Origin of the sequence: Streptococcus sp. 79 (genome assembly GCF_013277425.1) — a bacterium.
In the GTDB taxonomy this organism is placed as follows: Bacteria; Bacillota; Bacilli; order Lactobacillales; family Streptococcaceae; genus Streptococcus; species Streptococcus pseudopneumoniae.
Genome location: NZ_VMMW01000017.1, coordinates 24,853 through 39,139 on the forward strand (window position 1 = coordinate 24,853; position 14,287 = coordinate 39,139).

The window sequence follows — 14,287 nt, forward strand, 5'->3', positions numbered from 1 at the left end:
TTTGTCAAATGTTACAGGGGTAAATAAAAAACTATCTTTTCTTCGAGATAGAAATGATAGTTTCTTGTAAAATAAACTTAGTTAAAGTAATGAAGTCCCATTGCTCCTTTAACCTCAGATAGGGTTTGACCTGCAACTTCACGCGCTCTTTCACTACCTTTTTGAAGCATATTATAAACTTCTCCCATATCCTTAGCAAATTCGATACGGCGCTCACGAATAGGACCCAGTTCACGTTCTAATATTTCAAGTAGATAACGCTTGGTCTTCACATCACCAAGACCACCTCGTTGATAATGTTCTTTCATTTCAGCAATTTCTTGAGCATCTTCTGGGCGACCAAAAACATCTAGATAATGGAAAACCATATTTCCTTCAATTTTACCTGGATCCTCAACGCGGATATGATCTGGGTCTGTATACATACTCATTACTTTTTTACGCAAAGTATCCGCATCATCAGCTAAATAAATACCGTTATTGAGTGATTTAGACATTTTAGCATTCCCATCTAAACCAGGCAAACGCCCTGCTCTCTCATTTTCTGGATAAATACCTTCCGGTTCTACCAAGACATCACAGTTATATGCATTGTTAAAAGAACGAACAATTTCACGAGTTTGCTCAATCATTGGTTTCTGATCTGTCCCAACAGGAACATAGTTAGCCTTGAAAGCTGTGATGTCAGCTGCTTGAGCTATTGGATAGACCAAGAATCCTGTCGGAATGCTTTCTCCAAATCCTTTCTGAGCAATTTCTGTCTTGACAGTTGGATTACGCTCCAGACGTGCTAATGAAACCAGATTCATATAATACATAGACAACTCAGCCAGCTCTGGAATCTGGCTTTGAATAAAGATAGTTGATTTACTTGGATCCAATCCAACTGCAAGATAATCCAAAGCCACATTTCCGATAGACTCTACAATGGTTTGAGGATCTTTGGCATGATCTGTCAAGGCTTGTTGGTCAGCCAAGAACACAAACATATCATACTTATCCTCTTCCTGTAATAATACTCGATTTTTGAGACTTCCAACATAATGTCCAATATGCAATTTTCCTGTTGGACGGTCTCCTGTTAAAATAATGGGTTTAGTCATTTTGTTCTCCTTCGATATAGTCCCTTCAATTATAGCATTTTTTTAATGAAATAACCGCAATTTATCAAAATAAATCAACCTTACTATTCACGGATTTGTGTAAAGTATGCTGTAAAATTAATTTACACAAAATTGACAGATAAAAATTTGAATATTTCCGTATTTTCTAGTAGAATAAATATATTACACATATAGGAGAAAAACATTGCTTACAGTATCTGATGTTTCACTACGTTTTAGTGATCGCAAACTTTTTGATGATGTCAATATCAAATTTACAGAAGGAAATACTTACGGATTAATCGGTGCTAATGGTGCCGGAAAATCAACCTTTTTAAAAATTTTAGCCGGAGATATCGAACCTACTACTGGTCACATCTCTCTTGGTCCAGATGAACGTCTCTCTGTTCTTCGTCAAAATCACTTTGACTATGAAGATGAACGTGCCATTGATGTTGTTATCATGGGAAATGAAAAACTTTATAGCATCATGAAAGAGAAAGATGCTATCTACATGAAGGAAGATTTCTCAGACGAGGACGGGGTTCGTGCTGCCGAACTCGAAGGAGAGTTTGCTGAGCTTGGAGGCTGGGAAGCAGAAAGCGAAGCCTCTCAACTCCTTCAAAACCTAAACATTCCAGAAGAATTACACTACCAAAACATGAGCGAATTGGCCAACGGTGAGAAAGTAAAGGTTCTCCTTGCCAAAGCACTTTTTGGTAAACCAGATGTTCTTCTCTTGGACGAGCCTACCAACGGTTTAGACATCCAATCAATTACATGGTTAGAAGACTTCTTGATTGACTTTGATAACACAGTTATCGTAGTATCCCACGACCGTCACTTCTTAAACAAAGTATGTACTCACATGGCCGACCTTGACTTTGGAAAAATCAAACTCTATGTCGGAAACTACGACTTCTGGAAGGAATCTTCTGAACTCGCTGCTAAATTGCTAGCAGACCGTAATGCTAAAGCAGAAGAAAAAATTAAACAATTGCAAGAATTCGTTGCTCGTTTCTCTGCTAATGCTTCTAAATCAAGACAAGCAACATCACGTAAGAAAATGCTTGATAAGATTGAACTAGAAGAGATTGTACCATCTAGTCGTAAATATCCATTTATTAACTTTAAAGCGGAGCGTGAAATAGGTAATGATCTCCTGACAGTAGAAAATCTAACTGTAAAGATTGATGGTGAGACTATTTTAGATAATATCAGTTTTATCTTGCGTCCAGGTGATAAGACAGCGCTTATTGGTCAAAATGACATCCAAACGACTGCATTAATTCGTGCAATCATGGGGGACATTGACTATGAAGGAACTGTCAAGTGGGGAGTAACTACTAGCCGTTCTTACTTGCCAAAAGATAACTCGGCAGATTTTGCAGGAGGAGAGTCAATCCTTGACTGGTTGCGTCAATTCGCAAGTAAAGAAGAAGATGACAATACTTTCCTACGTGGCTTCCTCGGCCGTATGCTCTTCTCTGGAGATGAGGTTAACAAACCTGTAAATGTCTTGTCAGGGGGAGAAAAAGTTCGTGTCATGCTTTCAAAACTCATGCTTTTAAAATCAAATGTCATTGTACTTGATGATCCAACAAATCACTTGGACTTGGAATCTATCTCAAGCTTGAATGATGGATTGAAAAACTTTAAAGAATCAATCATCTTTGCCAGCCATGACCACGAGTTTATTCAAACTCTAGCTAACCATATCATTGTCTTGTCTAAAAATGGCGTCATTGACCGTATCGATGAAACCTATGATGAATTCCTAGAAAATGCAGAAGTACAAGCAAAAGTTAAAGAACTTTGGAAAGACTAAAAAAATTCAAAACTCAGTTGGGTTAACCAGCTGAGTTTTCTATCATTCTACGAGGTAACATGAAATCATTTTTAAAAACATATCGAATCTATTTTATTTCTTTCATCATTCCTGTAGTGATTATGTCTGGAGTATATCTATCTCAAGGTATCTACTGGAATAGCGACAACTCTCCTCTATTAGGAGATGGCTTTCATCAATACGTTATTTTTGATGTAGCCTTACGAAATATCCTACATGGAAATAGTAGTCTGTTTTACACCTTTACAAGTGGTCTAGGGCTAAACTTCTATGCCCTATCTAGTTATTACTTGGGTAGTTTTCTCGCGCCTCTAGTTTACTTTTTTGATCTAACGAATATGCCAGATGCTGTCTATCTGACCACTCTCTTAAAATTTGGATTGATTGGTCTGTCAACCTTTTTTAGTTTGAATAAATTGTTTCAATCTATCCCTCAGACTTTAAAACTAGCCTTATCTACTTCCTATGCTCTGATGAGTTTCACTGTCAGTCAATTAGAGATAAAAACCTGGCTAGATGTTTTTATCTTGATTCCTTTAATTATAACTGGTTTACATCTACTGATAACTGAAAAGAAACTCCTATTGTACTTTACAAGTCTGTCAATCTTATTTATTCAAAATTATTATTTTGGATATATGACAGTATTGTTTCTTATTTTCTGGTATCTCTGTCAAATTTCGTGGGACTTTAAGACTCGAAAATCATCTGTTCTTGATTTCATAGTTATCTCCTTTTTAGCTGGTATGGCTAGTTTGATTATGACTCTTCCCACTCTATTTGATTTACAGACACATGGGGAAAAATTGACTGAAGTTACAAAGTTTCAAACTGAAAGTAGCTGGTATCTTGATCTCTTTGCTAAGCAATTCATTGGTTCCTTTGACACAACAAAGTATGGGGCCATCCCAATGATTTTTGTTGGACTACTTCCCTTTATTTTGACCATTTTATTTTTTACGCTGAAATCTATTAAGTTTCACGTGAAACTCATATATGTAATATTCTTTGCATTTCTAATTGCAAGCTTTTACATAGAAGCTCTTGACTTATTTTGGCAAGGCATGCATACTCCAAACATGTTTTTACATCGCTATGCTTGGATTTTCTCTACCTTGTTAATTTACACAGCAGCAGAAGTCTTAAAGCGTCTGAAAGAACTTAAAGTCTGGAATTTTTTAGTTTCGCTTTTTCTTGTAGTAGCAGGATTTTTAGCTACCATCTATCTAAAATCGCATTATTCTTTTTTAACAGATTTGAATATTCTGCTTACTCTTGAATTTTTGGTTGTCTATTCTCTTTTACTCCTTGCAGTTATCAAAAAGTTTATATCTGTGAATCTATTTGCCATTCTAATCTCTTTATTTATACTGGTTGAAATGAGTTTAAATGCTTCATCTCAAATGGACGGAATTGCTAAGGAATGGGGATTTGCTTCTCGAAGTGCTTATAGTCGAGATATCCCAGCTATGGAATCTTTCTCAACATATATTGGAAATCAATTTACTCGTACTGAAAAACTACAAACTCAGACAGGAAATGACAGTATGAAATTCAACTACAATGGAATCTCTCAATTTTCATCTGTTCGAAATCGTTCATCAAGCTCTACTTTAGATAAACTTGGTTTTAAATCCTCTGGGACTAATCTCAATCTCCGATATGCAAATAATAGTATTTTGGCTGATAGTTTATTTGGTATCCAGTACAATATCTCAGACAGTCCTATCGATAAGTATGGCTTTAAAGATATCTATCAAAAAGATAATCTTACCCTATATGAAAATCAATACTCTCTTCCGATTGCAGTTGCTAGTCAATCTGTTTACAATGATGTCAAGTTCAATGAACATACCTTGGATAATCAGGCCTCATTTTTAAATCAACTTGCTAACGTCAATTTTGATTATTTTTCTCCAATACCTTATGAAAAAACAGAAAAAATAGAAAATACTAATGATTTGATTAGTGTCACAAGTTCTTCAAATGAAGATGCAGCAATCCAGTATCAAATTGAAGTTCCAGAAAACAGCCAAGTTTATCTCTCTTTCATAAACCTTCACTTTTCTAACGATAAACAAAAGAAGGTTGACATCCTTGTAAATGGTGAAAAAAAGACTTTTACAACTGATAATGTCTTCTCCTTCTTTAATCTAGGCTATACTAAAGAGAAAAAAACTTTCAATATCAATGTTAGTTTCCCTGGAAATTCACAAGTATCATTTGAATCTCCTACCTTCTATCGTTTAGATACCAAAACTTTCACCGAGGCAATTCAAAAAATTAAAGAACAACCTGTCACAGTATCAACTTCTAAAAACAAGGTTTTTGCTACATATGATGTCCAACAAGATACATCTATTTTCTTCACCATTCCTTATGACAAAGGTTGGTCTGCCTACCAAGATGGTAAGAAAATAGAAATTAAACAAGCTCAAACTGGATTTATGAAAGTTGACATTCCCAAGGGGAAAGGAACTATTACACTTTCCTTCATTCCCAATGGTTTTATTACTGGAGCAATCTGTTCCTTTACTTCTCTCTTACTATTTGGAATCTATAATCACAGACGAAAGTCATCTAAGGCATAAAAAATCGACCAGTTAATCGGTCGATTTTTTTAATCTTCTTCCATTTTCTTAGGTTGATAGGCTAGTATACCTAAACCAGTAAATAGAGCTAGTATGACAGCAAGGAAAATGACTTGATAATGAATATTTCCTGTCATAGAGATTGTTTGTCGTAATCCCGAAACTGAATAACTCATTGGTAAACAGAGATTAATAGCTCTAAAGAAATCATTTGTCAAAGCAAGTGGGTAAGTACCTGCACTTGATGCTAACTGTAATAAAAGCAAAATAAGAGAAAAGAAAGCTCCTATACGGCTATTCCATGTTGTTAAAGAGGTCACCATGGACATGAATACTAAACTTGTTAATATGATGAGAATAAATGTTTTCATTTCATGATTAGCAGTTAGACCAATAAGATGAACTCCTCCATATACCAAAATCCCTGCTAAAACAGCTATAATACCATTTATTTCAGCTCGAGATTTCAACCAAGCCCAACGGCTCTCCGGATGACATCCTGAAGGCAACTTCGTAAAGATCATATTCGTTGATATTGCTGCAACAAAAAGAACAACTGATATCATATACGGAGCCATTGCAATTCCATTTACAGGAACTTGGTCATTGTCAGTTTTGGAGAGACTGAGAGGATTTGACAAAATCTCTGCATTTTTAGATTCTGTTGATGCTGACTTGAGTTGATCACTAGCATTACCTAATCCTTGTCCCAAAGAAGCAACTCCTGACTGTAAATCTTCCAATCCAGAAGTTAACTTTGTTCCACCTTCTGCAAGTTTCCCAGATCCATCTGCCAATTTATTAGCTCCACTTTCTAATCGAGAAGCACCTGAAATTAACTGACTGGATTTGTCAGCTAGTCGGCTAGATCCTGACTGCAATTTATCAACTCCTGCTATCAATTCTTGACTCTTTTGATTCAATTGGTTAGAGCCAGTTGATAATTTTTCAATACCAGATACTAATTCTGGAGTTTTTTCAACTAATTGACTAACTCCTGCTGTCAAGATAGAAGATTTTTGTGTCAAGGTGTTTGAGCCTGAAACTAGTTGATCCAAACTACCTGTCAAGGTGGAATTCTTTTCACTTAGTTGACTTGCACCTTGAGAAACTTTATCAACACCTGCAGTATATGCGTTTACACCTGATGCAATCGACTGACTAGCAGGAACTAATTTACTCGTCACTGCTCCCTGTATTTCTGTTAATCCACTTGACAATCCTGTCAAAGAAGTAGAAGCAAGCGGTAATACTTGATTAGCTTAATTTTTTAATGTCGAAAGATTTGAAGATTGATTTTGTAAGTTTTCCAAACTTCCCTGTAAACCTTGTACTAAAGCTATTATTGACTGAGCCGATTGAATACTATCAGTCGAATTTTGAGATACAGAAGAACTTATCTCAGCTTGTTGCTCACTTGTCAATGATTGATAAGCTCCTGTCGATTGAATATTAGCTAATGTAGTCGCTTTATCAGACTGAGCACTTGCTAACATTTGATTAGAAAGAGATACTATACTTGATAAAACAGAATCTAATTGTTTTGTATCTCCAACATCAATATTTTGAATAGCTTGATTTAACTGATTCAGACCAGAGGATAATTGATTAATTTGATCTTTTTGCTCGGACGAAGCATCTAACTTGCTAGAAAGTTGTTGAATTCCTTCACTTAATTGCTCCACACCTATTCGAAGTGTAGCTGATTGATTGGATAACTGATTAGCACCTGTGGCAAGACTTCCCACTCCATTTGTATAGGCACTAACACCAGATGAGAATTGATTAAGACCAGTATTGAGCTGATAAACACCGCCAGTATAAGATTCTACACCAATATATAATTGATTAATTCCCCTCACTAATTCAGGATTTTTAGAAGCTAATTGACCTAATCCGCTATCTAATTGACTCACTGCACCAGTATATGTAACTAAACCACTATTAAAATTTCCTAAGCCAAGATGAAGTTGTTCAACACCAGAGACATAAGAGGATAATCCTTTAGTAAACTGCTCCGTTCCATTTGAAAATGTTAAACTTGAAGCTGCTAAAGAGTGTAGGTTAGTAGTTAATGTTTGACTTCCTGTCACTAACTGATTCGCTCCATCAGTTAATTTTTCAATACCAGAAACTGCTTGACTCATGCCATCCTTTAAATCGACCATTTTGTTAAATAAAGCTTTAGTATAGGTCTTGGTTACATTGGTAGAAACATTCTGCTTTAATTGTGTCATAGCAGAATCACTCATCTTGCTGGCAATAAAGCTATGACCACTTGAAGTCTGATAATCAATTTGCATTTGCTCTGGATGGTCCGTTAAAATAGAAGCTGCTTTTTCAGATAAATCACTTGGTAAAGTCACTACCATATAGTAATCGCCATATTCCAATCCCTTCTTTCCTTCCTCTTCATTTACAAAATGAAAATCCAAGGTTTTATTTTCTTTTAAATTGGACACCATGTCTTTTTCTATTGCCATAGTATTACCATTATAGGAAGCCTCTTTATCATTATTTACAACTGCCACGGGTAAGTCAGACAATTGCTCATATGGGTCCCACATTGATGACAAAAATATGATATTGTACAGAGCTGGAATAAGAGAAATCCCGATCATGACAATAATAAAGGTTGGTTTTTTAAAAATTGATTTCCATTCTTTAAACATAGTTTCTCCTTTTTTAAACATATTGTCTAAAATTTTGATATAATAGATTATACATTAAAAAATCTAAATTACAAGATAAAAAATCTATTTTTAGACATATAGTCTAATTTGTTTATAAGGAGGAAATATGAAAGAAAGTAACAAACGCTTAAAAACAAAGCGAACTATTGAAAATGCTATGGTACAATTACTGATGGAACAGCCATTTGATCAAATTTCTACTGTCAAGTTAGTAGAAAAAGCCAGAATTAGCCGTTCCAGCTTCTATACGCACTATAAGGATAAGTATGATATGATTGAGCACTATCAAAGCAAGCTATTTCATACATTTGAATATATTTTTCAAAAACATGCTCATCACAAAAGAGACGCTATTTTAGAAGTTTTTGAATATCTAGAGTCAGAACCACTTCTGGCTGCCCTTCTTTCTGAAAATGGGACTAAAGAAATCCAAAATTTCTTACGAAATAAACTTCATATCATGCTCAGTACAGATTTACAAAAGCGATTTATGCAACTGAATCTAAATACCACTGAATTAGAATATAGTAGCATCTATCTAACTCATGCACTTTTTGGTGTCTGCCAAACTTGGATTGCACATGGAAAAAAAGAAAGTTCTCAAGAAATAACAAACTTCCTTATGAAAATGCTTGGTGATACAAATTGATACAAAAAGAGGAACACAGCTGTGTTCCCTTTTATCTATACTCCGCCAGTAGGACTCGAACCTACGACATCATGATTAACAGTCATGCGCTACTACCAACTGAGCTATGGCGGATAAAATAGTCCGTACGGGATTCGAACCCGTGTTACCGCCGTGAAAAGGCGGTGTCTTAACCCCTTGACCAACGGACCTTCTATCTGTAGCAGATATAACCATTATATCAATTTCTTGCTAATTGTCAATCACTTTTGAGATTTTTTCTCTAAAATATCTTTTAATTTTCTAATTTTTAATCTTGAAATAGGACAACGATGATCTTCATAGAAAACAATTTCTAGATTTTTTCGATCAATCTCTCTAATATTGCCTATATTTACCAAAAATGACTTATGAGGAGAATAAAATCGCTGAGTATGTTTGTCCTTTTCCTGAATATCTGTCATAGTACCGTAAAACTCTTTGGCAAAATTCTTACCAATAATACGTAATTTATGAGAGACTCCTGTCGTTTCAATATACAAAATATCATGGTAAGGGATTTTTAAATCATTTCCCTTGTAATTGTAGTCAAAATAATCCACCACATCTTCATTTTCAAGTAACATACTCTTCGTGTAAAAGATATTTTGCTCAATTCTCTTCTTAAACATCTCATCGTTGATATCCTTATCAACAAAATCTAGGGCTGATACCTGGTATTTATAGGTTAGAGTCGCAAACTCTGATCGACTGGTGATAAAGACGATAATAGCGTAAGGATTGTAATGACGAATGAGCTGAGCCACTTCAAATCCCTTTTTCTCAATTCCATGAATATCAATATCTAGGAAATAAAGCTGATTTACTTCATCGTTTTCAATGTATTCTTCAAATTCACGGACTTTTCCCGTTGTCTTGTATGATATTGGAATATTCGATTCTTTCGAAATTTCATCCAATATTCTCTCTAGTCTCACTTGATGTTCAATAACATCTTCTAAAATTAAAACTTTCATTCAAATTCCCTCTTACATCTAATGATTTGTCTAAATGTACTGCCTTCCATCTCTGTTTCTAAAATAATATTGTTGTACTTATCTAGTAGTTCCTTCACATTATTTAATCCGACTCCGCGATTTCTTCCCTTAGTGGAGAATCCTAAGGCAAATAGATTTCCTGAAGGAGTCATCGTCATTTTACATGAATTCTGAATCACAATCACTGTTTCAGTTTCCATCTTAATAACTGCTACTTCCATCTGCTTTTTATAACTATCAGCCGATCCTTCGACAGCATTGTTCAATAAAACACTCATAATACGAACCAAATCCAATAGTTCAATTGGGAGCTTGGTAATCGTATCTTTTACTTCCAGTGTAAACTCTACACCATTATTTCGAGCATAGACAATGGACTGAGCAACCAAACTTCGTAAAGCTGAATCTTCTATGTTGTTCAAATCAAAGTAAGTGTACTTATCTGAACGCAGTTTGTGATTAGCTTTGACCAAAACTTCATTGTAAACTCTGTCAATTTCTTGTAAATCACCACTGTCAATTGCCATCTGCATGCTGACAAGCATTCCAGCATAGTCATGTCGAAAACCACGGATTTCATTATACAGTCCGACAATTTCGTCTGTATAGTTTTGTAAATGTTTCTGTTCAAATTTCTTCTGCTTCAAAGCAATCTCTTTTTCCATTTGTTCTTTATGCGAATTCATTGCAAAGAAGGTCAAAAGTAACGAGATAAAAACAATAGATGACAAAATACTTCCAAAACTATTCAAATGTTTAACCGTACTTACCATATCTGAAACGAAAGATACAATATGGAGCAGTAGTAAGGCAAAAAATACTTTTTTCAAGAAAGGATAGAGGTAGTCTTTGTCAAAATAGGCTAGTTCCAAATGGAAATAATGAATGATTTTTAAGACAACAAAATAGGTCAACACCGTTACAACGAAAAAGAATGGGGCATGATATTGTGAAACAAAATTGTCTCCTGTTATAGAAGAGAAAGTTACGGACAGAAAGTTATGAGTGCTCTCATATAAAAGAGATAGTAGTAAACTTAGGAATAGTCCTCTATCCCTCTCATACTGTTTAATCCATCGAAAATAGGAATATAGGCCCAAAGGAAATAAAAATCTTTCAATCACTATTTCATCTAAATATAGAAGATAAAAGGAAAGTTCAAGTACTGCTTCTACTAGTAATGTATAGAGACCAAAAAAATATAGTTCCTTTGATTTTATTTGACCTTTACAAATTAAACGGTAACTGTGACTAATAATTAAAAAATGACCAATAACTGTCCCAAATCCAAATAAATTCATTACTCTTTCCCCTTATTTTATTACTTTTTTCTTGGGAAAATAAAATCACGGAGGATTTTTGGAAGTCTCATTTCCCCACCTTTAATCTTTTGCAAGTCTTTTTCCTTCAAGGCTACAAACTGTTCCAATTTAACTGTGTTTTTCATAATAAAATCTCCTAAAATGTTTTTTCTTGTAAGCTAACTTACAAAAACCATTATACAAAATGGAATTTCGTTTTAGATAAAATTCTCTCAACTGTCATTTTTTTCTCCCAAAGTGTACTTTTTTAAGAAAAAAGCCGGGAAAATTCCCAGCTTTGCTATTATATTGATCCCAGCAGGATTCGAACCTGCGACCGTTCGCTTAGAAGGCGAATGCTCTATCCAGCTGAGCTATGAGACCTAACACAATTATTCTACCAAAAATTCAATTAAAAGTCAATTTATTTATGATAGGGTGATCCCTGCTGAATCGTAAAAGCGCGATAGATTTGTTCAACAAGAACTAGTCTCATTAACTGATGGGGCAAGGTTAGGCGACCAAAACTGACAGAAAGATTGGCTCTATTTTTTACAGCTGATGACAATCCTAAACTTCCCCCAATAATAAAGGTAAGAGTAGAAAATCCTTTTATAGAAGCTTCTTCTAACTGCTTACTAAATTCTTCTGAAGAGAACATTTTCCCTTCAATAGCTAATGCAATAACAAAATCACGGTCAGCAACTTTTGATAAAATTCTCTGACCTTCTATTTCTAAAATCTTTTGATTTTCTGATTCACTGGCCTTATCTGGTGTTTTTTCATCTGATAACTCAATCATTTCAAACTTAGCAAATCTAGAAATTCGTTTTGAATACTCTGCGATACCATCTTTTAAATACTTTTCTTTCAGTTTCCCAACTGTTACAACTTTAATTTTCATGACTCTATTCTAACATATTCTCTATTTTTTCACATCTTATTCACAAAATAAAAAATAGATTTCAATTAAGAAAATCACAGCTTCAAAAGAGTTATCCACAGTTTGTGTAAAACTTTTGTGTTTAAGTTATAATTAAGCTAGTCAGTTTATACTTTCAGTAATTCAAACATATGGAGGCAAATATGAAACATCTAAAAACATTTTACAAAAAATGGTTTCAATTATTAGTCGTTATCGTCATTAGCTTTTTTAGTGGAGCCTTGGGTAGTTTTTCAATAACTCAACTAACTCAAAAAAGTAGTGTAAACAACTCTAACAACAATAGTACTATTACACAAACTGCCTATAAGAACGAAAATTCAACAACACAGGCTGTTAATAAAGTAAAAGATGCCGTTGTATCCGTTATTACTTATTCAGCAAATAGACAAAATAGCGTATTTGGCAATGATGAGACTGATACAGATTCTCAGCAAATCTCTAGTGAGGGATCTGGCGTTATTTATAAAAAGAATGATAAAGAAGCTTACATCGTCACCAACAATCACGTTATAAATGGCGCTAGCAAAGTAGATATTCGATTATCAGATGGGACTAAAGTACCTGGAGAAATTGTCGGAGCGGATACTTTCTCTGATATTGCTGTCGTCAAAATCTCTTCAGAAAAAGTGACAACAGTAGCTGAGTTTGGTGATTCTAGCAAGTTAACCGTAGGAGAAACTGCTATTGCCATTGGTAGTCCGTTAGGTTCTGAATATGCAAATACTGTCACTCAAGGTATCGTATCTAGTCTTAATCGAAATGTATCTTTAAAATCTGAAGATGGACAAGCCATTTCTACAAAAGCCATCCAAACTGATACTGCTATTAATCCAGGTAACTCTGGTGGCCCACTGATCAATATCCAAGGACAGGTTATCGGAATTACCTCAAGTAAAATTGCCACAAATGGAGGAACATCTGTAGAAGGTCTTGGTTTTGCAATCCCTGCAAATGATGCTATCAATATTATTGAACAGTTAGAAAAAAACGGAAAAGTGACGCGTCCAGCTTTGGGAATCCAGATGGTTAATTTATCTAATGTGAGTACAAGCGACATCAGAAGACTCAATATTCCAAGTAATGTTACATCTGGTGTAGTTGTTCGTTCGATACAAAGTAATATGCCTGCCAATGGTCACCTTGAAAAATACGATGTAATTACAAAAGTAGATGACAAAGAGATTGCTTCATCAACAGACTTACAAAGTGCTCTTTACAATCATTCTATCGGAGACACCATTAAGATCACTTACTATCGCAACGGTAAAGAAGAAACTACATCTATTAAACTTGACAAGAGTTCAGGTGATTTAGAATCTTAATTGACATCTATGTAAAGAAAGCTTTACATAAGAGAAAAGATGTGTTAGTGTAGAATCATGGAAAAATTTGAGATGATTTCTATCACAGATATACAAAAAAATCCCTATCAACCCCGAAAAGAATTTGATAGAGAAAAACTAGATGAACTAGCACAGTCTATCAAAGAAAATGGGGTCATTCAACCGATTATTGTTCGTCAATCTCCTGTTATTGGTTATGAAATCCTTGCAGGAGAGAGACGCTATCGGGCTTCACTTTTAGCTGGTCTACGGTCTATCCCAGCTGTTGTTAAACAGATTTCAGACCAAGAGATGATGGTTCAGTCCATTATTGAAAATTTACAGAGAGAAAATTTAAACCCAATAGAAGAAGCACGCGCCTATGAATCTCTCGTAGAGAAAGGATTCACCCATGCTGAAATTGCAGATAAAATGGGCAAGTCTCGTCCATATATCAGCAACTCCATTCGTTTACTTTCCTTGCCAGAACAGATTCTCTCAGAAGTAGAAAATGGCAAACTATCACAAGCCCATGCGCGTTCCCTAGTTGGGTTAAATAAGGAACAACAAGACTATTTCTTTCAACGGATTATAGAAGAAGATATTTCTGTAAGGAAGTTAGAAGCTCTTCTGACAGAGAAAAAACAAAAGAAACAGCAAAAAACGAATCATTTCATACAAAATGAAGAAAAACAGTTAAGAAAACTACTCGGATTAGATGTAGAAATTAAACTATCTAAAAAAGACAGTGGAAAAATCATTATTTCTTTTTCAAATCAAGAAGAATATAGTAGAATTATCAACAGCCTGAAATAAG

Annotated in this window: 10 protein-coding genes, 3 tRNA genes and 1 pseudogene; 5 read left to right on the top strand and 9 right to left on the bottom strand. The window is 34.7% G+C overall.

Translation table 11 applies throughout. The features are described 5' to 3' along the window. Positions 1–77 precede the first annotated feature (77 nt). The gene (gene trpS, locus HT729_RS04215) at positions 78–1,103 is read right to left on the bottom strand and encodes a tryptophan--tRNA ligase (RefSeq protein WP_000165458.1); all 1,026 of its coding nucleotides are present in this window, start codon (positions 1,101–1,103) and stop codon (positions 78–80) included. A gap of 205 nt (positions 1,104–1,308) precedes the next feature. Here trpS and HT729_RS04220 point away from each other — a divergent pair, with 205 nt between their 5' ends. Continuing rightward, positions 1,309–2,931, top strand: a complete 1,623-nt coding sequence (locus HT729_RS04220; protein ID WP_172925908.1) for an ATP-binding cassette domain-containing protein — start codon at positions 1,309–1,311, stop codon at positions 2,929–2,931. A 59-nt stretch (positions 2,932–2,990) separates the two neighbouring features. Continuing rightward, positions 2,991–5,543, top strand: coding sequence for a YfhO family protein (locus tag HT729_RS04225; RefSeq protein WP_016397294.1), 2,553 nt, complete (start codon positions 2,991–2,993; stop codon positions 5,541–5,543). A gap of 29 nt (positions 5,544–5,572) precedes the next feature. On the opposite strand, the pseudogene HT729_RS04230 reads toward HT729_RS04225, so the two are convergent. Beyond that, a pseudogene (locus tag HT729_RS04230) lies at positions 5,573–8,215 on the bottom strand (YhgE/Pip domain-containing protein). Between the two features lie 127 nt (positions 8,216–8,342). On the opposite strand from HT729_RS04230, the gene HT729_RS04235 reads away from it, so the two are divergent. Beyond that, positions 8,343–8,885, top strand: coding sequence for a TetR-like C-terminal domain-containing protein (locus HT729_RS04235; RefSeq protein ID WP_119919413.1), 543 nt, complete (start codon positions 8,343–8,345; stop codon positions 8,883–8,885). A 40-nt stretch (positions 8,886–8,925) separates the two neighbouring features. On the opposite strand, the gene HT729_RS04240 is transcribed toward HT729_RS04235, so the two are convergent. From HT729_RS04240 to rlmH, 7 genes are all read right to left on the bottom strand, one after another. Then, positions 8,926–8,999 (bottom strand) — tRNA-Asn (locus tag HT729_RS04240). Between the two features lie 5 nt (positions 9,000–9,004). Next, positions 9,005–9,076 (bottom strand) — tRNA-Glu (locus HT729_RS04245). A gap of 51 nt (positions 9,077–9,127) precedes the next feature. Further along, the gene (comE, locus tag HT729_RS04250) at positions 9,128–9,880 is read right to left on the bottom strand and encodes a competence system response regulator transcription factor ComE (RefSeq protein WP_000866065.1); all 753 of its coding nucleotides are present in this window, start codon (positions 9,878–9,880) and stop codon (positions 9,128–9,130) included. Then, complete coding sequence (gene comD, locus HT729_RS04255) at positions 9,877–11,202, bottom strand: competence system sensor histidine kinase ComD (RefSeq protein WP_001048117.1); 1,326 nt, start codon at positions 11,200–11,202, stop codon at positions 9,877–9,879. The genes comE and comD overlap by 4 nt, the downstream gene beginning before the upstream one ends. 20 nt (positions 11,203–11,222) lie before the next feature. After that, positions 11,223–11,348 (bottom strand): competence-stimulating peptide ComC, encoded by a 126-nt coding sequence (comC, locus tag HT729_RS04260; RefSeq protein WP_000799687.1) that lies wholly within the window; start codon positions 11,346–11,348, stop codon positions 11,223–11,225. Between the two features lie 164 nt (positions 11,349–11,512). After that, a tRNA-Arg gene (locus HT729_RS04265) sits at positions 11,513–11,586 on the bottom strand. 40 nt (positions 11,587–11,626) lie between these two features. After that, entirely contained in the window at positions 11,627–12,106 is a 480-nt protein-coding gene (rlmH, locus tag HT729_RS04270; protein WP_000695932.1) for a 23S rRNA (pseudouridine(1915)-N(3))-methyltransferase RlmH, read from the bottom strand. A gap of 182 nt (positions 12,107–12,288) precedes the next feature. On the opposite strand from rlmH, the gene HT729_RS04275 reads away from it, so the two are divergent. Next, positions 12,289–13,470, top strand: a complete 1,182-nt coding sequence (locus HT729_RS04275) for a S1C family serine protease (protein ID WP_000681604.1) — start codon at positions 12,289–12,291, stop codon at positions 13,468–13,470. Positions 13,471–13,527: 57 nt separating this feature from the next. Further along, positions 13,528–14,286 (top strand): ParB/RepB/Spo0J family partition protein, encoded by a 759-nt coding sequence (locus HT729_RS04280; RefSeq protein ID WP_000410378.1) that lies wholly within the window; start codon positions 13,528–13,530, stop codon positions 14,284–14,286. Position 14,287 lies beyond the last annotated feature (1 nt).

Bases quoted from the DNA above. Each gene is read 5' to 3' on its own strand.
- trpS (WP_000165458.1), bottom strand. From the start codon at position 1,103: ATGACTAAACCCATTATTTTAACAGGAGACCGTCCAACAGGAAAATTG.
- HT729_RS04225 (WP_016397294.1), top strand. From the start codon at position 2,991: ATGAAATCATTTTTAAAAACATATCGAATCTATTTTATTTCTTTCATC.
- HT729_RS04235 (WP_119919413.1), top strand. From the start codon at position 8,343: ATGAAAGAAAGTAACAAACGCTTAAAAACAAAGCGAACTATTGAAAAT.
- comE (WP_000866065.1), bottom strand. From the start codon at position 9,880: ATGAAAGTTTTAATTTTAGAAGATGTTATTGAACATCAAGTGAGACTA.
- comD (WP_001048117.1), bottom strand. From the start codon at position 11,202: ATGAATTTATTTGGATTTGGGACAGTTATTGGTCATTTTTTAATTATT.
- comC (WP_000799687.1), bottom strand. From the start codon at position 11,348: ATGAAAAACACAGTTAAATTGGAACAGTTTGTAGCCTTGAAGGAAAAA.
- rlmH (WP_000695932.1), bottom strand. From the start codon at position 12,106: ATGAAAATTAAAGTTGTAACAGTTGGGAAACTGAAAGAAAAGTATTTA.
- HT729_RS04275 (WP_000681604.1), top strand. From the start codon at position 12,289: ATGAAACATCTAAAAACATTTTACAAAAAATGGTTTCAATTATTAGTC.
- HT729_RS04280 (WP_000410378.1), top strand. From the start codon at position 13,528: ATGGAAAAATTTGAGATGATTTCTATCACAGATATACAAAAAAATCCC.